This is a genomic window from Massilia cavernae (assembly GCF_003590855.1).
Lineage (GTDB): Bacteria > Pseudomonadota > Gammaproteobacteria > Burkholderiales > Burkholderiaceae_D > Telluria_A > Telluria_A cavernae.
Genome location: NZ_QYUP01000068.1, coordinates 1 through 18,240 on the forward strand (window position 1 = coordinate 1; position 18,240 = coordinate 18,240).

The 18,240-nt window shown below is 63.7% G+C and carries 14 protein-coding genes and 1 pseudogene; 9 read left to right on the top strand and 6 right to left on the bottom strand.

Going from position 1 to position 18,240, the window contains the following annotated elements; translation table 11 throughout:
* From D3872_RS06480 to D3872_RS06515, 7 genes and pseudogenes are all read left to right on the top strand, one after another.
* A pseudogene (locus D3872_RS06480) lies at nt 1-1,176 on the top strand (chromosome segregation protein SMC); the annotation flags it as partial.
* Nucleotides 1,177-1,397: 221 nt separating this feature from the next.
* A complete protein-coding gene (locus D3872_RS06485; protein WP_119810015.1) occupies nt 1,398-2,504 on the top strand; it encodes a cell division protein ZipA C-terminal FtsZ-binding domain-containing protein in 1,107 nt (368 codons plus the stop codon).
* A 50-nt stretch (nt 2,505-2,554) separates the two neighbouring features.
* Complete coding sequence (gene ligA, locus D3872_RS06490) at nt 2,555-4,579, top strand: NAD-dependent DNA ligase LigA (RefSeq protein WP_119810016.1); 2,025 nt, start codon at nt 2,555-2,557, stop codon at nt 4,577-4,579.
* 26 nt (nt 4,580-4,605) lie between these two features.
* Nucleotides 4,606-5,499: a UTP--glucose-1-phosphate uridylyltransferase GalU gene (gene galU / locus D3872_RS06495; RefSeq protein WP_119810017.1), complete on the top strand. Its 894-nt coding sequence runs from the start codon at nt 4,606-4,608 to the stop codon at nt 5,497-5,499.
* Complete coding sequence (gene def / locus D3872_RS06500) at nt 5,496-6,032, top strand: peptide deformylase (RefSeq protein WP_119810018.1); 537 nt, start codon at nt 5,496-5,498, stop codon at nt 6,030-6,032. The genes galU and def overlap by 4 nt, the downstream gene beginning before the upstream one ends.
* 3 nt (nt 6,033-6,035) lie before the next feature.
* Nucleotides 6,036-6,506 (top strand): hypothetical protein, encoded by a 471-nt coding sequence (locus D3872_RS06505; RefSeq protein WP_229459197.1) that lies wholly within the window; start codon nt 6,036-6,038, stop codon nt 6,504-6,506.
* Between the two features lie 456 nt (nt 6,507-6,962).
* Nucleotides 6,963-8,594 carry a S8 family serine peptidase gene (locus tag D3872_RS06515; RefSeq protein ID WP_229459198.1) on the top strand — a complete coding sequence of 544 codons (1,632 nt, stop codon included), beginning with the start codon at nt 6,963-6,965 and terminating at the stop codon, nt 8,592-8,594.
* A 256-nt stretch (nt 8,595-8,850) separates the two neighbouring features.
* Here the strand turns inward: D3872_RS06515 and D3872_RS06520 are convergent, their stop codons facing one another.
* Both D3872_RS06520 and D3872_RS06525 read right to left on the bottom strand, forming a co-directional pair.
* Complete coding sequence (locus D3872_RS06520; protein WP_119810020.1) at nt 8,851-9,546, bottom strand: dienelactone hydrolase family protein; 696 nt, start codon at nt 9,544-9,546, stop codon at nt 8,851-8,853.
* 70 nt (nt 9,547-9,616) lie between these two features.
* Nucleotides 9,617-10,318 carry a TVP38/TMEM64 family protein gene (locus D3872_RS06525; protein WP_119810021.1) on the bottom strand — a complete coding sequence of 234 codons (702 nt, stop codon included), beginning with the start codon at nt 10,316-10,318 and terminating at the stop codon, nt 9,617-9,619.
* 245 nt (nt 10,319-10,563) lie between these two features.
* Between D3872_RS06525 and D3872_RS06530 the strand changes: the two genes are divergently transcribed.
* Entirely contained in the window at nt 10,564-11,160 is a 597-nt protein-coding gene (locus D3872_RS06530) for a Tar ligand binding domain-containing protein (RefSeq protein ID WP_119810022.1), read from the top strand.
* Between the two features lie 13 nt (nt 11,161-11,173).
* Here D3872_RS06530 and D3872_RS06535 read toward each other — a convergent pair whose 3' ends face one another.
* The 4 genes from D3872_RS06535 to map are packed head-to-tail and all read right to left on the bottom strand — an operon-like array spanning nt 11,174 to nt 17,010.
* The gene (locus tag D3872_RS06535; RefSeq protein WP_119810049.1) at nt 11,174-12,790 is read right to left on the bottom strand and encodes a M28 family peptidase; all 1,617 of its coding nucleotides are present in this window, start codon (nt 12,788-12,790) and stop codon (nt 11,174-11,176) included.
* A gap of 28 nt (nt 12,791-12,818) precedes the next feature.
* The gene (locus tag D3872_RS06540; RefSeq protein WP_119810023.1) at nt 12,819-13,565 is read right to left on the bottom strand and encodes a pseudouridine synthase; all 747 of its coding nucleotides are present in this window, start codon (nt 13,563-13,565) and stop codon (nt 12,819-12,821) included.
* A 27-nt stretch (nt 13,566-13,592) separates the two neighbouring features.
* Nucleotides 13,593-16,175, bottom strand: coding sequence for a [protein-PII] uridylyltransferase (locus D3872_RS06545; RefSeq protein ID WP_119810024.1), 2,583 nt, complete (start codon nt 16,173-16,175; stop codon nt 13,593-13,595).
* A gap of 4 nt (nt 16,176-16,179) precedes the next feature.
* The gene (map, locus tag D3872_RS06550; protein WP_119810025.1) at nt 16,180-17,010 is read right to left on the bottom strand and encodes a type I methionyl aminopeptidase; all 831 of its coding nucleotides are present in this window, start codon (nt 17,008-17,010) and stop codon (nt 16,180-16,182) included.
* A 454-nt stretch (nt 17,011-17,464) separates the two neighbouring features.
* On the opposite strand from map, the gene rpsB reads away from it, so the two are divergent.
* Nucleotides 17,465-18,217 (top strand): 30S ribosomal protein S2, encoded by a 753-nt coding sequence (gene rpsB, locus D3872_RS06555; RefSeq protein WP_119810026.1) that lies wholly within the window; start codon nt 17,465-17,467, stop codon nt 18,215-18,217.
* Nucleotides 18,218-18,240: the final 23 nt, after the last annotated feature.

Here is an 18,240-nt window from a genome sequence, read left to right on the forward strand (position 1 = left end):
GTCTTTCTCGAAAAGGAACAGGCGCTGGCGGACGCGCGCCAGCAGCTGCGCGAGATGGAACGCGCGGCGCAGGAAGCGCAGTTCGCCGAGAAGTCACAGCGCAGCAAGATCGAGGAACTGCGCCGCAACATCGCCACCGCCACCCAGCAGGCCTCGCAGGTCGGCGAAAGCATCGAGGTGGGCCAGCAGGAGCTGGAGTCGCTCGAATCGGGCGCCGCCAGCGATGGCCTGCAGGACCTGCTGGACCGCCGCACCAGCCAGGAGCGCGCGCTGGCCGATGCGCGCCATGAACTGGACCAGATCACCCAGCAATTGCGCCATGCGGAAGACTCGCGCATGCAGGCCGAACGCAGCCTGCAGCCGCAGCGCGACAAGATCACCGAGATGCAACTGAAGGAGCAGGCCGCTCGCCTCAACCAGGAGCAGTTCGCCGAAGCGCTGGCCGCCACCCAGGCCGACGAAGCCGCGCTGTCCGAAAAGCTCCACCCGGACATGAAGCCGTCCTACCTGCAGGGCGAGGTGACTCGCCTGACCAACGCCATCGCGGCGCTGGGCGCGGTCAACCTGGCGGCGCTGGACGAACTGGCGCAGGCCTCCGAACGCAAGAACTTCCTCGACTCGCAGAACGCCGACCTGGTCGCGGCGATCACCACCCTGGAAGACGCGATCCACAAGATCGATAAGGAGACGCGCGACCTGCTGCAGGACACCTTCGACCGGGTCAACCAGCATTTCTCGGAGCTGTTCCCGATCCTGTTCGGCGGCGGCAACGCCAAGCTGGTGATGACCGGGGACGAAATCCTCGACTCGGGCGTGCAGGTCATGGCCCAGCCGCCGGGCAAGAAGAACGCCACCATCCACCTGCTGTCGGGCGGCGAAAAAGCGCTGACGGCGACCGCGCTGGTGTTCTCGATGTTCCGCCTGAACCCGGCGCCGTTCTGCCTGCTGGACGAGGTGGACGCGCCGCTGGACGACGCCAACACCGAGCGCTTCTGCCGCATGGTCAAGCGCATGTCCGACCATACCCAGTTCCTGTTCATCTCGCACAACAAGATCGCGATGGAGATGGCCCACCAGCTGATCGGCGTGACGATGCAGGAGCAGGGCGTCTCGCGCATCGTGGCGGTGGACATGGAATCGGTCGGCGCCGAGTTCCCCGAACTGGCTCCCGCATAAGCCGGCGCCCGGCTGCCGCGGCATGGCGCAAGGCCAATGATGTTGGTATCATAATAGTCCTTCTGAAGGTGGCCGCTCCCATGCTTCCTGTGCCGCCATGGCGGGAGCCGGCATGTTACCCTCGCGGGAAACCCGGAAAAGGACACGCACATGAACAGAATTTTTTGCACGGCAGATGGCGTTGACGCTGCCGCGAATCTCGCTACAAAGGCACATGCAGCATGACCGATCTACAAATTAGCTTGCTTGGCGCCGCCGGCGTTTTCGTCGCTGGTGTATTCACCTATAACAAATGGCAGGAGTACAAGGCGAAGAGGACCGTGGAACGGGCCTTCGCATCCGACCACGACGACGTCCTGATGCGTTCCGGCGAGCCGCGCCAGGAACCGAGCTTCGACCTTGGCCTGAACCCGATTCCTGGCGTCGGTATCGACGCCGCGGGCGCTGGCGGCGCTGCGCACGATGACCTTGCGCCGGCCGGACCAGCCGCCATGCCGGTCGGCGCCGATGGCCTGACCCCGGCGGCCGAACTGGCCAACACCCTGGTCGACCCGCTGATCGACTGCCTGATCCCGCTGGCGCTGGAGATCGCCGTCCGTGGCGACAAGATCCTGCCGGTGCTGCAAACCCTGCGCCACGTCGGCAACAAGCCGGTGCACTTCATCGGCCTGCACGTCAACGGCGACTGGGAACCGATCACCCACGGCGGCGTGTACACCAAGCTGCAGGCCGGCGTGCAGATGGCCAGCCGCACCACCGCGCTGAACGAACTCGAATACTCCGAACTGGTCACGCGCCTGCGCGCCCTGGCCGACGACATCGGCGCCGAGCCGGAAATCCCGGACATGATCGAAGTCATGGGCGAATCGCGCACCTTGCACCGCTTCGTATCGGGCCATGACGCGCAATTGGGCGTGAACCTTATGTGCAACGGCGCCCCGTGGGCCATCGCCACCCTGATCGGCGCGCTGGAAAAGCAGGGCTTCGACGTGCGCCCCGACGGCCGCTTCGCCATGCCGGACGGCGAGGGCGGTATCCTGTTCACGCTGTCGACCAACGTGACGCTGGGCGCCGACACCACCTCGCGCCTGACCCTGCTGCTCGACGTGCCATGCGTGGCGCCCGTGCGCGACGGCTTCGGCGCCATGGTCGCCTGCGCCAAACAGCTGGTCGAGCGCCTGGACGCCACCATCGTCGACGACTACGACCAGCCGCTGACCGACGCCGCACTGGGCGAGATCAACGGCCAGGTGCTGGAGTTTTACCAGGAGATGGAAGCGGCCGACATCCCGGCCGGTTCGCCGCGCGCGATGCGCCTGTTCAGCTGAGCGCAAGGGGCACCGTGACGAAAGTAGCAGCGAGCGACCACCTGGAGCGAATGAAGTGGCTGGCCAGTGAACTGAACCGCCATATCTTCGCCTATCACGTACAGGACGCGCCGACGATCCCCGACGCCGAGTACGACAAGCTGTTCCGCGAACTGCAGGAACTGGAAGCGGCGCATCCCGAAGCGGTGTCGGTCGATTCGCCGACCTACCGCGTGGGCGCAGCCCCGATCCCCGAGTTCAGGCAGGTGACGCACACGGTGCCGATGCTGTCGCTGAACAACGGCTTTTCCGACGAGGATGTCGAGAACTTCGACCGCCGCGCGCGCGAAGGCCTGGGCGCGGTGCAGGCCGAGTATGCGGCCGAACTCAAGTTCGACGGGCTGGCCATCAGCCTGCGCTTCGAGGACGGCCTGTTCGTGCAGGCCGCCACGCGCGGCGACGGCGCCACCGGCGAAGACGTCACCGCCAATATCCGCACCATCCGCGCGATTCCGCTCCGACTGCACGGCGACAAGGTGCCGTCGGTGCTCGAAGTGCGCGGCGAAGTGCTGATGTACAAGGCGGACTTCGCCAAACTCAATGCGCGCCAGCGCGACGCCGGCCAGAAGGAATTCGCCAACCCGCGCAATGCGGCGGCGGGCAGCCTGCGCCAGCTCGACTCGCGCATCACCTCTCAGCGCACGCTGCGCTTCTTTGCCTACGGTATCGGCGCGCTGGAAGGCGCGGCCATGCCCGACTCCCATTCGAAACTGCTGGACTGGTACCAGGCGCTTGGCTTGCCGGTATGCGCCGAACGCGCCGTCGTCACCGGCGCCGAAGGCCTGCTGGGGTTCTACCGCGGTGTCGGTGCGCGCCGCAACGCGCTGCCGTATGAAATCGACGGCGTCGTGTACAAGGTCAACAGCGTCGAGGACCAGCAGCAGCTGGGCTTCGTCTCGCGCGCGCCGCGCTTTGCGCTGGCCCACAAGTTCCCGGCCGAGGAAGCGCTGACCCAGGTGCAGGACATCGAGGTGCAGGTGGGACGCACCGGCGCGATTACGCCGGTGGCGCGGCTGGTGCCGGTGTTCGTCGGCGGCGTCACGGTCACCAACGCCACCCTGCACAACGAAGACGAAGTACGCCGCAAGGACATCCGCATCGGCGACACCGTCATCGTGCGCCGCGCCGGGGATGTGATTCCCGAAGTGGTGGCGCACGTGCCGGAACGCCGGCCGCTTGACGCGCGCGAGTTCGTCATGCCGGCCGCGTGCCCGGTGTGCGGCTCGCCCATCGTCAGGCCGGAGGACGAGGCGGTGGCGCGCTGCTCCGGCGGCTGGACCCATTGCAGCGCGCAGCGCAAGGGCGGCCTGATGCACTTCGTGTCGCGCCGCGCGCTCGACGTCGAAGGCCTGGGCGACCAGCTGATCGAACAACTGGTGGACAAGGGCGTGGTGAAGACCGCCGCCGACCTGTACCGCCTCGACATGGACAAGCTGTGCGCGCTGGAGCGGATGGCCGCCAAGTCCGCGCAGAACGTGCTGGACGCGCTGGAGAAATCGAAGCAGACTACGCTGGCGCGCTTCATCTACTCGCTTGGCATCCGCCACGTGGGCGAATCGACCGCCAAGGCGCTGGCCCAGCATTTCGGCAGCATCGACGCACTGCTGCATGCTGCCACCTGGGAGAGCGGGATCCAGCTGCTGGATGTGCCCGACGTCGGCCCGGTTGTGGCGCGCTCGATTGGCGCCTTCCTGTCGGACGAGGAGAACCGCGAGCTGGTGGCGCAATTGCGCGCCGCCGGGCTGGCCTGGAAGGAGGGCGGCCACGCGATGGCCGCAGGCACCATGCCGCTGTCCGGCAAGACCTTCGTTTTGACCGGCACGCTGCCGACCATGAGCCGCGACGAAGCGGCGGCGATGATCGAAGCGGCGGGCGGCAAGGTGTCCGGCTCGGTATCGAAGAAGACCTCGTACGTGGTGGCCGGTTCCGACGCCGGCAGCAAGCTCGCCAAGGCGCAGGAGCTGGGCATTGCGCTGCTGGACGAAGCCGCGCTGCTGGCACTGCTCGATGAAGTGAACGGCGCGGCAAACCAATAACCAAGCGAAGACCAGGACACCTCTACATGCAGCGAATCAGAAAAGCAGTCTTTCCAGTTGCTGGCCTTGGCAGCCGCTTCCTCCCCGCCACCAAGGCCCAGCCGAAGGAAATGCTGCCGATTGTCGACAAGCCGCTGATCCAGTACGCGGTGGAAGAAGCCGTCGCTGCTGGCATCACCGAGATGATCTTCATCACGGGCCGTAACAAGCGCGCGATCGAGGACCACTTCGACAAGGCCTACGAGCTGGAAGCGGAACTGGAAGCGGCCGGCAAGGCCGCGCTGCTCGACATGGTGCGCAAGGTCATCCCCAGGAACATCACCTGCATCTACATCCGCCAGTCGGAGCCGCTGGGGCTGGGACATGCGGTGCTGTGCGCGCGGCCCGTGGTCGGCGACGAGCCGTTTGCGGTGCTGCTGGCGGACGATTTCATGGACACCGGCGCCGGCCACATGCCGGTGCTGGCGCAGATGACGGATCTGTACGACTACGAGAAGTGCAGCATCCTGGCGGTGCAGGACGTTCCGCGCGAGCACACAAAGCAGTACGGCATCGTCAGCGCGGCGGCCTACCGCCCCGGCGTTGAACTGGTGTCGGGCATTGTCGAAAAGCCGCAGCCTGACGTGGCGCCGTCGACACTGGCCGTAGTGGGACGTTACGTCCTGACCGGCCGTATCTTCGAATACCTGGAGAACCTGGGCAGCGGTACGGGCGGCGAAATCCAGCTGACCGACGGTATCGCGGCGTTGATGGCGGCCGAGCGAGTGCTGGCCTACCATTATGCCGGGCAGCGGTATGATTGTGGTTCCAAGCTGGGCTACCTGAAGGCCATGACCGCGATGGGGCTCAAGCATCCGGAAACCGGTGAAGGCCTGCGCCAGTTCCTGAACGACTTGTACGAAGGGCGGGACGCACAATGACAGTCCGTGACATCCTCAAGATGGGCGATCCGCGCCTGTTGCGCGTGGCCGAGCCGGTACGCGAGTTCGACACGCCGGAAATGCGGGCGCTGGTCGCCGACATGTTCGACACCATGCACGCGGCGAACGGCGCGGGTCTGGCGGCGCCGCAGATCGGCGTCAACCTGCAGCTGGTGATCTACGGCTTCAAGCAGAACGTGCGCTATCCCGATGCGCCGCAAGTTCCTGAGACGGTGCTGATCAACCCCGTGCTCACGCCGCTGTCGGACGAGAAGGACCATGCCTTCGAAGGCTGCCTGTCGGTGCCCGGCCTGCGTGGCCTGGTGCCGCGCTTCAGCAAGCTGCGCTACGAAGGTGTCGACCAGTTCGGCAACCCGATCAACCGCGACGTCGATGGTTTCCATGCGCGCGTGGTGCAGCACGAGGTCGATCACCTGATGGGGATCTTGTACCCGATGCGAATCGAGGATTTCTCGCAGTTCGGCTATACCGAAGTGATGTTCCCCGAGCTTGACCCAAACCACGATGACTGACGCATGAAGAAAATGACCGCCATTGCGATGGCACTGATGCTGAGCGGCCTGGCCCAGGCACAAGACGGAGCGGCAGGCGGCAGCAATGAGCTATGGCTTTCGACGGGCTTTGCAACCTACCACTTCGATAGCAAGAAGAACCTCAACGACAGCAATCCCGGCGTCGGGATCGAGTATCACATCAATGACGAGATGGCGGTGACGGCTGGCCGGTTCTATAACAGCGACCGGCAGCACTCAAGGTACGCCGGGCTGTTCTACCAGCCGTGGACTGTCGGTGGCGTCAAGCTTGGCGCTGTTTTGGCGGCCTTCGATGGGTACCCGTACATGCGCGGCGGTGGCTGGTTTCCGGCGCTGATACCCGCGGCGACCTGGGAATATGGCCGGTTCGGTGCGAACCTTGCCGTCATCCCGACGTACAAGGAACGCTTGCACGGCGGGATTTCGCTGCAGCTGAACTTCAAGATGTTCTGAGGCAGCGGGCTATCGGTGGCGCGCATCCGCCGAACCCCCGCCAAAAATCCAATTACCCCAAGTTCTTCTTGAAGAACTCGTACGTGCGCCTGTTCGCCTGGTCGGCGGCCAGGGCGGGGCACGACGTTTTTACAACATCGCACCTCAGATTTTGGCTTGACCGGAGGAGAAAGTGAGATCGGGCTTCTTGCTGGTTCGGTTGCGCAATTGTGCGGCTTTTGCAGTCTTTGGCGGTCATCCTGCAAAATCCTGGTTGTCAGCGGTGGCGGAGGCCGAACCGGGGGCGAATTTCCAGCACCGAAAAATATCTGGAAAACATTGGAATTTCATAACTTTTGTTGACTTTATTTTATTGCTCCAATAGCATCAACTGCGCGTATTGATGACCCGACCATCCCCCGGGCCATAGGTTCGCGACCCGCGACGCCATATCAATTACAAATTGGAACGAGACAAATGAAGACAAATATCCACAAGGTATCCACCCCGCGCAATGTCGCACTTATCTGCGCACTCGCAGCCGCAGGCATCATGGCAGCCGGCAGCGCCAGCGCAGCGCCTTCCCCGCGTTTTATCGTCGGCTTCAAGGCCGGCGCCGCCGATAAAGCGAACGCTGCGGTGATTCGTGAGCGCGGCAACGTCAAACGCAAGATTGGCGGCATGAATGCAATGTCGGTCGAACTGAGCGCCGCCGCAGCAGAGGCCCTGCGCACGGACCCGAACATCGCCTATGTAGAAGCGGATGCAGTGCGCTTCATTCCTGAAATGGAAATGCAGGTTGCCGCGGCAGGCGACGGCGGCATCGACATGAGCCCGGCGGCGAACCCTTCCTCGGGTAAAGAGTATTTCCTCGGTCAGCGCGTCCCCTACGGCATCAGCATGGTCCAGGCCGACCAGCTGCCGAATGGCGCATCGCGTTCCGGCAACCGCACGATCTGTATCATCGACTCGGGCTATGACCGCGCACACGAAGACCTGAACAATAACGGCACCGTTACCGGTGAATACGATTCGGGCACTGGCTGGTGGAATACCGATGAGAACAGCCACGGCACGCACGTCGCCGGTACCATCGCTGCGCAGAACAACAACGGCGTCGGCGTGGTTGGCGTCCTCCCTGCCAGTCAGTTGAGACTGCATATCGTGAAGGTGTTCGGCGCCGCCGGCTGGGCTTATTCGTCGGAACTTGCAGACGCCGCCAACAAGTGCGCCGCGGCTGGCGCGAACATCATCAGCATGTCGCTGAGTGGCCCTGCGCCAAGCATGACGGAACAGGCAGCCTTCGACGCGCTGGCGGCCAAAGGTATCCTGTCGATCGCCGCGGCAAGCAATGCAGGTACGCCGGCAATGCGCTGGCCGGCAGGCTATGCGAGCGTGGTGTCGGTCGGCGCGCTCGACAGCAACAAGCAGTGGGCGACCTTCTCGAACTACAACGCGAAGGTGGAGCTGTCCGCGCCGGGCGTGAACGTCCTGTCGACCGTGCCGATGAACACGGCAACCGCGTCCGAACTCAAGGTCGGCGCGACTACCTACGCCCCTGGCCCGATGACGTTCTCCGCGCGCGCAACCCGCACCGCACCGCTGGCGGACTTTGGCCTGGGCACCTCGGTTAACGCGGCAGTCGCGGGCAAGGTCTGCCTGATCGAGCGCGGCGCCATTTCGTTCGGTGCCAAGGTGGCGAACTGCGAGGCCAGCGGTGGTGTTGGCGCAATCGTGTACAACAGCCTGGGCGGCGGCAGCTTTGCCGGTACGCTGGGCGCGCCCGGCTCGACGATCCCGTCGATGACCGCATCGGCAGCGGAAGGCGCGGCGATGAAGGCGCAACTGGGCCAGAGCGCGACGCTAACCGTGCGGGGCGATCATTATGCCGGGTTCAACGGAACCTCGATGGCAACGCCACACGTCGCCGCTGTAGCGGGACTGGTCTGGAGCTACTTCCCAATGTGCAGCGCGGATCAAATCCGCACCGCACTTGGCGCGACGGCTGAAGATCTGGGCACCCCAGGGCGTGACGTCAAGTACGGTTTTGGCCTGGTACGCGCCAAGGCAGCGTATGACTACCTGGCTGCCAACCACTGCAAGAACTGATTCGGCACCTGTCTGAGTCAATGAAAAAGGACGCCGCGGCGTCCTTTTTTCATTGCACGTGCCGCGTCAGCCGGCGCTGATTCCGGCCTGAGGCAGTGGGCTGGCGGGGGCGTTCGTCGGATGCTATCGCCCTGGGAGCATCCGCTTGCAAGCGGATGCCGTTTCGCAGGCGAATCGCATGCGATTCGAAACCGTGCTTCACCGCGCGGTGCGCTTATCCGACCTACGTCCTGCCTTGAGCCGCCATTGCACCCACTTAGCCCAGGTTCTTCTTGAAGAATTCGTAGGTCCGCTTGTTAGCCAACTCGGCCGCTTCCCGGTTGTAATGGACCCCCTTGTGCCGCGCGAACGCGTGGTTCTGGCCCGGATACGTCAACACCTGCACGTTCTCCTTGCCTTCTGCCGCCTCGACGATCTTCTCGCGCGACGGCGCCGGAATGTATTCGTCCGCTTCTCCCAGGTGCATCATGAGCGGGCATGTAACGGACTTGAATTCGTCCACGAACTGGTCGGTCCGCCCGCCGTAATAGGCCACCGCCGCATCCGGATCCTTGCGCGCAGCGGTCAGGAAGGTCATCAAGCCACCCAGGCAAAAGCCCATCACGCCGACCTTGCCGTTCGCGCCAGCATACCCGCGCGCTACCTTCAGGGCCGCGCCGATATCATCGACGCCCTTGTCGACGTCGAACTTCTGGTAGAACGCCACCGCCTTCTTCCACTCCGCTTCGCTCTGGTCGGTCAGGTCGACGCCCGGCTGCATGCGCCAGAACAGGTCAGGGCAGATCGCGATGAAGCCTTGCTTCGCCAGCTCGTCGCAAGTCGCGCGCAAGTCGGCATTGATGCCGAAGATCTCCTGGATCACGACGATGGCCGGAGCCGAAGCTGCCGCTGGCTTCGCCACGTAGGCGCCGAAACTGCCGTCGGGGGTGTCGATGGTGATGTGTTCGTTCATTGCTGTCTCCAAATCGGATGAGTTGAGGGGCGCTTGCTATTTTGGCATACCCGGCGCGGGGGCGGCGCTTTTACGTAGGCGGTTTGAGCGTACGCAGCCTTCGTGCCCTGATCCAGTCCATGACTTTCTTTCCCGCCAGAGGAACGACGGCGAGCAGCGCGAGGGAGGCAAGCACGGCCGGGGATACAAGGTCCGACATCGCCTCGATCCGGCCAAGCTGGGTCCCCGCATTCACAAAGGCCAGGGTGATGGGCAGCATGCCCAGTTGGCTGACCCAGTAATAGGTCCAGGTGCGCATGGCGGTCAGTCCCATCAGCAGGTTCACGAGGATAAAGGGAAACATCGGACCCAGGCGCAGCGTGAGCAGGTAATACGCGCCGTCACTGGCGACGCCGGCATCGACTGCGGCCAGCCCTTTCCCGAAACGTTTACGCACCCAGTCGCGCAGCAGGTGGCGCGAAGCAAGGAAGGCAAGCGTCGCCCCGATCGTCGTCGCAAACGAAACGATCAGGGTGCCGAGGAACAGCCCGAACATTGCGCCGCCGGCGAGTATCACGATGGTCGCACCGGGCACCGAAAGTGCCGCGACCGCGACGCAAATCGCAAAGTAGATAACGATCGCCTGGCCTGGATGGGCGGCGTAGTAGGCCTGGAACGACTGCTGGCGCGCGTTCAGGGATTCAAGCGTGAGATACGGCCACAGCCCAAAAACGAACAAGGCAAGGGCCGCCGCCGCTATCAATGCCAGGGCGATCAGCCGAAACTTGGTCATGCCGGCGCCGGAAGTTGAGAGTTTCAATCAATGGCGACAGCTTACCCTGACGCGCCGAGGCCCGGCGCGTGAATTGGAAGACATGAACTGAATCGCCAGGGCTGCCATGCGCGAGAGCATTTAATCATGCTTTGTGGCACCAAAGGACAATATCCATCCCGGCTGTCTCACGATAAAGTTGTGTCACGAGATGATCGGAAAGCAAACATGAGCGACAACGCTGTCGTACGCCCTTGGAGAACCAAATGTTGAAGAACGTAATGATTAGAACGCGGCTGGTGGTTATTGTCGCCTTCCTGCTGCTTGCGGCCGTGCTGATCGGCGTAGGAGGATTGCTCGGCCTAAACTCGGTCAATGCCTCGCTGAAAACGGTCTATGAAGACCGCCTGCTGGCCGTCGGCCAGCTCGACCGCGTGGTACGCCTCGCGAACCGGCATCAGCTGGTCCTGGCAAAGGCCCCGACCGGGGACCCGTCATCGTTCGGAAATCGGATGGATGGCATCGAAAAAGACATGGCGGACGCAGACGTGGTTTGGACGGCGTACCGGGACACCTATATGACCCCGGAGGAGAAACAGATCGTTGCTGATACGCACGACAATCGCACCCGCTTTCTTGCCGAGGGCGTCAAGCCGGCGATCGCCGCGCTGCGCACGTCCGATGTCGCTCAGGCAACCAGTATCGTGCACGGGGCACGCGATGCGGCGGAAGCGCTCGCGTACTACGCCGCCATTTCCCCAGCCCTGCGACTATCCTTCCACGACAAGCTTGTGCGCCCGCAGCGCGGGGGACTTCGCCGGATGTGCAGAACATGCACATCCCGGTGCCTTAGTCAGTATTAAGCACCGCCATGGATTAGCGCTTCACCTGCCCAAACGCCTCGCCTTTTTTCCAGGTCGGCATCTGCGGCGCGTTCGCCACCTCATACCCCAGGTTCAGCGTGAACTGCGCCTGCTGCACCATGCCCGACAGGTCCCAGGCCGGGTTGTACTCGTCGCTGACCTGGTGGTAGTGCTTGGTGAAGCCGACCATCTTGGCGGCCGACACCGAATGGTCATGCTCGAAGTCGAACGAGCCGTCACCGGAGAACACGGCCGACCCCACGTTGAATGCAGGGATGCCGGCACGGGCGAAGCTGAAGTGGTCGGCGCGGAAGTAGGCGCCTCCCAGATCCGGCACGCTCGGCGCCAGGCGCAGGCCCATCGCCTTTGCGACCTTGCCCGCGCTTTCATACAGGCTGCTGCGCTCCGAGCCTGCCACGCCGATGTCGCGCGTGCGGCCCACGAAGTTCAGGCTGTCGAGGTTCAGGTCGGCCGCGGTCTTCGCCAGCGGCCAGATCGGATTCCGTGTGTAGCCGGTCGCGCCGATCAGGCCTTGCTCCTCGGCCGCCGTCCACAGGAAGATCTGGGTGCGCTTCGCAGGCTTGGCAACTGCCGCCTGCGCCATCGCCAGCAATGCGGCGCTGCCGGAGGCGTTGTCGATCGCGCCGTTCCAGATGTGGTCAGGCTGGCCAGGCGTTTCGACCTTGCCGAGATGGTCCCAGTGCGACGAGTAGATCACCGCCTGGTCCTTCAGTTTCGGATCGGTGCCGGGCACGATGCCGGCGACGTTGAATTCTTCGATCTTGCGGTGCGCGCTGTCCAGTGCCACACGCGCCTTGATATCCAGCGCTACTGGCTTGAAGCCGCGCACTTCCGCTTTCGCACGCAGTGCGTCGAGGTCCTGGCCCGCGGCCGCAAACAGGCTGCGCGCCATGTCTTCGGTCAGCCAGCCCTGCATCGCATTGCCCTTGCCGGCGAGGTGGAACTGCTCGCGGCCAAAGCCGTTCGCAGGCACGCTCCATGGATACGATGCCGACTCGGTGGTGTGGATCAGCAGCACGCCGGCCGCGCCCTTGCGCACCGCTTCCTCGAACTTGTAGATCCAGCGGCCGTACCAGGTCAGCGACTTGCCGCCGAAGCGGTTAGGCTCCTGTGCCGTTGGCTTCGGGTCGTTGACCATCATGACGATGACCTTGCCCTTGACGTCCATGCCCTCGTAGTCGTTCCACTTGTCGTCAGGGGAGTCGATGCCGTAGCCGACAAACACAACCGGCGCTTCGAAGCGCGTCTGCGCCGCGTCGTTGGCGTTGCCGTACACGATGTCCTTGCCCAGCACCGGCGCCATCGTCTTGCCGCCCACTTCGAAGGTTACCGAGCTGCTGGGCAGCGTGCGGCTGCCGACGATGTTGACCGGCTGGCGGTAACCCTTGCCCACCGCGGGTTTCAGGCCGATGATGGCGGCCTGGGTTTCGATGTAGCGCACGGCGAGTTCGCCGCCGCGCTGGCCGGTGCCGCGTCCTTCGAGCAGGTCGTCGGCGAGGAAGGCGAGGTGTGCGCGCAGCGGCGCTTCCTTGACGACAGGTTGCGCAGCGAATGCGGCGTGGCTTGCAAGGACAAGGCTTACAGCGGTGAGGGTAGTCAACTTACGCATCATATCTCCGATTCAAATCACTTCAACATCAAAACTGTTCGTCAGGGCGCAGGTAGCGCCATTTTCCGGTCGGCAGGTCGCCCAGCTTGACCTTGCCGATGCGGACCCGCTTCAGGCCCACCACCTTCAGTCCCACCATGTCGCACATGCGGCGGATCTGGCGCTTGCGGCCTTCCTTCAGCGTGAAACTGAGCTGGTCGTCATTCTGCCAGCGGACCTTCGCTGGCAGCAGCGGTTTGCCGTCCATCCAGAGGCCGAAGCAGAGCTTCTTCAGGTCCGCCTCGGGCAGCTTGCCTTCCTTGGTGTACTCGACCCGCACCAGGTATTCCTTCTCGATGCTGGTATTCTCGCCGATCAGGGTCTTGGCCACGCGGCCGTCCTGCGTCAGGATCAGCAGGCCGACCGAGTCGATGTCGAGGCGGCCCGCCGGCACGAGGCTGCGCAGCTGGGTAGGATGGAACTGTTCGGGCGAAGGGTCTTCTTCCCAGCGGTTCTCAGGCTTGATCAACGCCACCGCCGGCGTGTAGCCGTCCTCTGCCTGGCCGCTGACGTAGCCCATCGGCTTGTTGATCAGGATGGTCACGCGCTTGGATTGTTCGGCCGCGGCCTGGCGTTCCACCGTAATCTTCTGGTGCGGCAGCACTTTGCTGCCAAGTTCCGATACCACCTGGCCGTCGACCCGCACCCAGCCGCGGGCGATCCATTCGTCGGCTTCGCGGCGCGACGACAGCCCGAGTTCGGACATGCGTTTTGAAAGGCGTACTAATTCAGTCATTGTGTGCTTGCTTTGCTTGTAGCTTGATTAGACTTTGAGGGCGTCGAGCAGGTCGGTCTCGAGCTGGATCTGGTTGCGCGCGTTGTTCAGCACCGCGCCGTCGACCAGGAACACGTCTTCGACCCGTTCGCCCAGCGTCATGATCTTCGCGGTGTGGACGTTGATGCGGTAGCGCGTCAGCACGTTGGCGATGGAGTACAGCAGGCCGGTGCGGTCGTTGGCGGCGATCGACAACAGGTAGTACTGGCCGCGTTCATCGGGACGCAGGTCCACCGTCGGCGCTATCGGGAAGGTGCGCGACAGGCGCGACAGACGTCCGCGCGTCGGCGGCGGCAGCGGGCCTTGGGTCGTCAGCAGTTCGCAGATCTCATGCTCGATCAGGTTAAGGATGTCGCGGTAATTCTTGGCGAAGATCTGCTCGGTGACGAGGAAGGTGTCGAGCGCGTAGCCGTGCCGGGTGGTGTGGATCTTGGCGTCGAGAATGCTGAAGTTCTTGCGGTCGAAGTAGCTGCAGATGCGCGCGAACAGATCGGGCTGGTCCTTCATGTACACCGTGACCTGCAGGCCTTCGCCGATCGGCGCGAGGCGGCATTTGACCACCGGCTTGTCGCTGTCGATGCGGTCGTATAGCGCGCGCGTTTGCCATGCGATGTCGGAGGCGTCGTGGCGCAGGAAGTAGGCCATGTCCAGCTTGGCCCACAGCGCTTCGTGCGCGTCCGGCGCCAGGCCGAACAGGCGCAGCGTGGCCCTGGCGTCGTCCTGGCGGTTCTTCAGCTCGCGGTCGGCCGACGGCGGCTCGCCGCCCAGCACGCGCAGGGTGATCCGGTACAGGTCTTCCAGCAGCTTTGCCTTCCAGGCGTTCCATACCTTGGGGCTGGTGCCGCGGATGTCGGCCACCGTCAGCAAATAGAGCGCGGTCAGGTGGCGTTCGTCCTTCACCAGGTTGGCAAAAGCCTGGATCACGTCGGGGTCGGACATGTCCTGCTTTTGCGCGGTGTTCGACATCACCAGGTGTTGTTCGACCAGGAAGGCCACCAGTTCGGTGTCCTCGGGCGACAGGCCGTGCTGTTCGCAGAACTGCCTGGCGTCGGCCACGCCGAGTATCGAATGGTCGCCGCCGCGGCCCTTGGCGATGTCGTGGAACAGGGCCCCCACGTACAGCAGCCATGAGCGCGGGAAGTTGGCGATCAGCTGGCTGCAGAACGGGTACTCGTGGGCGTGCTCGGTCATCGTGAAGCGGCGCATGTTCCGCACCACCATCATGATGTGCTGGTCCACCGTGTAGACATGGAACAGGTCGTGCTGCATCTGGCCGACGATGGGCCGGAAGCTTGGCAGGTAGCGTCCCAGGATGCCGGTGTCGTTAAGGCGGCGCAGCGCGTGCACCAGGCCCACCGGCGCCTGCAGGATGTGCAGGAAGTTGGCGCGGTTGACCGGGTCGGCGCGGAACTTGTCGCCGATGACAGCGCGCGCGTGCCACAGGGCGCGCATGGTGCGTGCCGAGATGCCCTTGATCTGCGGGCGCTCCGTCATCAGCACGAACATCTCGAGGATGGACGACGGCGTGGCTTCGAAGGTGTCGTCCCGTGCGATGTCGATGAAACCGCCCAGGTCGTTGAAGCGCTCGTTGATCGCGATCGGCTCCACGTCCTGCGGGAACAGCTGGGCCTCGATGTTCTGCAGCAGGATGGTATTGAGCTGGGTGACCGTCTTGGCCGCCCAGTAGTAGCGCTGCATCAGGTATTCGCTGGCACGGCGTACGTGCGCGCCTTCGCCGGTGGTCCTGAGGCCGAAGGTTTCGGCGATCGGCGTCTGCAGGTCGAACAGCAGGCGGTCCTCGCGCCGGTTGGCCTGCAGGTGCAGGCGGATGCGGATGTCCTTGAACGCGCGCTCCTTCTCCATCAGCTGGCGCGCCTCGGTCTGGGTGACCAGTCCGCGCGTGGCGAGCTGGCCCCAGGAGTTGGCCAGGCCAGCGGCCTTGGCCACCCACAGGATCGCCTGAAGGTCGCGCAGGCCGCCCGGGCTCTCCTTGCAGTTCGGCTCCAGGCTGAAGGCGGTGTCTTCGTATTTGGCGTGGCGCAGCCGCATTTCGGCGATCTTGGCCTGGAAGAAGGCTTGCGGGTCCATCGCTTCAAGGTAGCGCCGCCGCAGCTGGTCGAATACCTCGGCGCCGCCGGCGACCAGGCGCGCTTCCAGCAGGCTGGTTTGGACGGTGATGTCGGCCTTCGACTCGTCCATGCATTCGTCCACGGTGCGGATGCTGTGGCCGATTTCGAGGCCGAGGTCCCACAGCAGCTGCACCAGGGCTTCGAGCTTCGCGGTGGTGACGGCGTTGGCCGGTTCGGCCAGCAGGATCAGGAGGTCGACGTCGGAGAAGGGAAACAGCTCGCCGCGGCCGTAGCCGCCGACGCCGACCAGCGCCGCCTCGGGCGGCAGGCCGGCCTGGTTCCAGGCTTCGGTGAGGACGGCGTCGACGCTCTGGCGCAGGCTGCGCAGCAGCTTTTCGGGCTTGCCGTCAGCGCGGAAGGCGGCGATCAGCGCCGCGCGCTCCGCCTTCAGCCTTTGCTTGAGCAGGTCGCGCGTTGCGCTGGTTTGCGCCGCCGTTGGCATCGCGTTACGCCGCTACGGCAGCTTGCGCCTGCGTGCCGACGATGGCCGGTGGAGGAGGGGTGCCGGCCGACTGGGTCAGCACTTCATAGCCTGTCTCGGTGACCAGGATGGTGTGTTCCCACTGCGCCGACAGGCTGCGGTCCTTGGTTTTGATGGTCCAGCCGTCGCCCATTTCGCGGATGTCGCGGCGACCGGCGTTGATCATCGGCTCGATCGTGAAGATCATGCCCGCTTCGAGCTTTTCCAGCGTGCCGGGACGGCCGTAGTGCAGCACCTGCGGCTCTTCGTGGAACACGCGCCCGATGCCGTGGCCGCAGAATTCGCGTACCACGCTGTAGCCGTTCTTCTCGGCGTGCTGCTGGATCACGTGGCCAATGTCGCCCAGGTGGGCGCCCGGCTTCACCTTCGAGATGCCGAGCCACATGCACTCGTAGGTCACGTCCGACAGGCGCTTGGCCAGGATCGACGGTTCGCCGATGAAGAACATGCGGCTGTTGTCGCCGTGGAAGCCGTCCTTGATGACGGTGATGTCGAGGTTGACCACGTCGCCGTTCTTGAGCACCTTGTCGCCCGGGATGCCGTGGCAGATCACGTCGTTGACCGAGGTGCAGATGGCTTTCGGGTAGGGGGTGTAGCCGGGCGGGCAGTAGTTCAGCGGCGCCGGGATCGAGCCCTGTACGTTGACCATGTATTCGTGGCACAGGCGGTCAAGTTCGCCGGTGGTGACGCCCACCTTGACGAAGGGGGTGATGTAATCGAGCACCTCGGAGGCCAGGCGGCCTGCTACGCGCATGCCTTCGATTTCTTCGGTGGTTTTGATGGAAATGGTGGACATAGTGGTCGCAATCGACAAAAAGCGGATGATTCGGGAATGTCCGTATTATAAGTGATGCACGGCTTTGCCGGCGGCGCCGAGGTAGTAATGCGACTGTCGTGACATTTGCCGTAGGGCGGGTAAGGGCTGGAAGCCCGCACCCGCGGAGCCGCGGCGGCGGATGCTGTCGCGTCAGGAGCATCCGCTTGCAAGCGGATGCCGTTGCGCAGGCGAATCGCATGCGATTCGAAACCTCTGCTGCACCTCTCCGCTTATCCGTCCTGCGTCCGGCATTCGCCCGTCCGTCAAGCTCACGCTCCCCTTGAACATCCCTCCAAAACCGGATAGAATCTCGGGTTGCTTGAATTCGGTTTCGAGCAATGTTGTCAAAATACTTGTTTAAATCGCGAATCCGGTCGCAAAGGGTGCCCTCGAGGTGACTGACCGGATTCCAGACCCAACCCTGGAGAATTATATGTCCGTAACAATGCGTGAAATGCTGGAAGCCGGTGTCCACTTCGGTCACCAAACCCGTTTTTGGAACCCAAAGATGGCTCCGTTCATCTTCGGTCACCGCAACAAGATCCATATCATCAACCTCGAAAAGACGATGGGTATGTATCAGGAAGCGATGAAAACCATCAAGCAGATCTCCGCCAACCGCGGCACGATCCTGATGGTCGGCACCAAGCGCCAGGCTCGCGACATCATCGCGGCTGAAGCAGCACGTGCTGGCGTACCTTTCGTCGACCAGCGCTGGCTGGGCGGCATGCTGACCAACTTCAAGACGATCAAGACCTCGATCAAGCGCCTGAAGGATATGGAAGCAGCCATCGAAGACGGCTCGGCTGAAAAACTGTCGAAAAAAGAAAACCTGATGTTCCAGCGCGAAATGGTCAAGCTGCAGAAGGCCATCGGCGGCATCAAGGATATGGGCGGCGTTCCTGACGCAATCTTCGTCGTCGACGTCGGCTACCACAAAGGCGCGATCACCGAAGCCGGCAAGCTGGGCATCCCGGTCATCGGCGTGGTCGACACCAACCACTCCCCGGAAGGCGTAACCCACGTCATCCCAGGCAACGACGACTCCTCCAAAGCGATCACCCTGTACGCACGCGGCGTGGCAGATGCGATCCTGGAAGGCCGTGCCAACGCCACCAACGAAGTTGCCGACATGGTCAAGGCAGCTTCGGGCGACGACTTCGTCGAAGTTTCCGAGCAAGCATAAGCCGGCGGCAGGGCAACCTGCTG

Excerpts from the sequence above, each read along its gene's own strand:
- def (WP_119810018.1), top strand. The coding sequence starts at position 5,496 with ATGACAGTCCGTGACATCCTCAAGATGGGCGATCCGCGCCTGTTGCGC.
- D3872_RS06515 (WP_229459198.1), top strand. The coding sequence starts at position 6,963 with ATGAAGACAAATATCCACAAGGTATCCACCCCGCGCAATGTCGCACTT.
- D3872_RS06520 (WP_119810020.1), bottom strand. The coding sequence starts at position 9,546 with ATGAACGAACACATCACCATCGACACCCCCGACGGCAGTTTCGGCGCC.
- ligA (WP_119810016.1), top strand. The coding sequence starts at position 2,555 with ATGAAGTGGCTGGCCAGTGAACTGAACCGCCATATCTTCGCCTATCAC.
- D3872_RS06540 (WP_119810023.1), bottom strand. The coding sequence starts at position 13,565 with ATGACTGAATTAGTACGCCTTTCAAAACGCATGTCCGAACTCGGGCTG.
- map (WP_119810025.1), bottom strand. The coding sequence starts at position 17,010 with ATGTCCACCATTTCCATCAAAACCACCGAAGAAATCGAAGGCATGCGC.
- D3872_RS06525 (WP_119810021.1), bottom strand. The coding sequence starts at position 10,318 with ATGACCAAGTTTCGGCTGATCGCCCTGGCATTGATAGCGGCGGCGGCC.
- galU (WP_119810017.1), top strand. The coding sequence starts at position 4,606 with ATGCAGCGAATCAGAAAAGCAGTCTTTCCAGTTGCTGGCCTTGGCAGC.
- D3872_RS06545 (WP_119810024.1), bottom strand. The coding sequence starts at position 16,175 with ATGCCAACGGCGGCGCAAACCAGCGCAACGCGCGACCTGCTCAAGCAA.
- D3872_RS06505 (WP_229459197.1), top strand. The coding sequence starts at position 6,036 with ATGAAGAAAATGACCGCCATTGCGATGGCACTGATGCTGAGCGGCCTG.
- D3872_RS06530 (WP_119810022.1), top strand. The coding sequence starts at position 10,564 with ATGTTGAAGAACGTAATGATTAGAACGCGGCTGGTGGTTATTGTCGCC.
- rpsB (WP_119810026.1), top strand. The coding sequence starts at position 17,465 with ATGTCCGTAACAATGCGTGAAATGCTGGAAGCCGGTGTCCACTTCGGT.
- D3872_RS06485 (WP_119810015.1), top strand. The coding sequence starts at position 1,398 with ATGACCGATCTACAAATTAGCTTGCTTGGCGCCGCCGGCGTTTTCGTC.
- D3872_RS06535 (WP_119810049.1), bottom strand. The coding sequence starts at position 12,790 with ATGCGTAAGTTGACTACCCTCACCGCTGTAAGCCTTGTCCTTGCAAGC.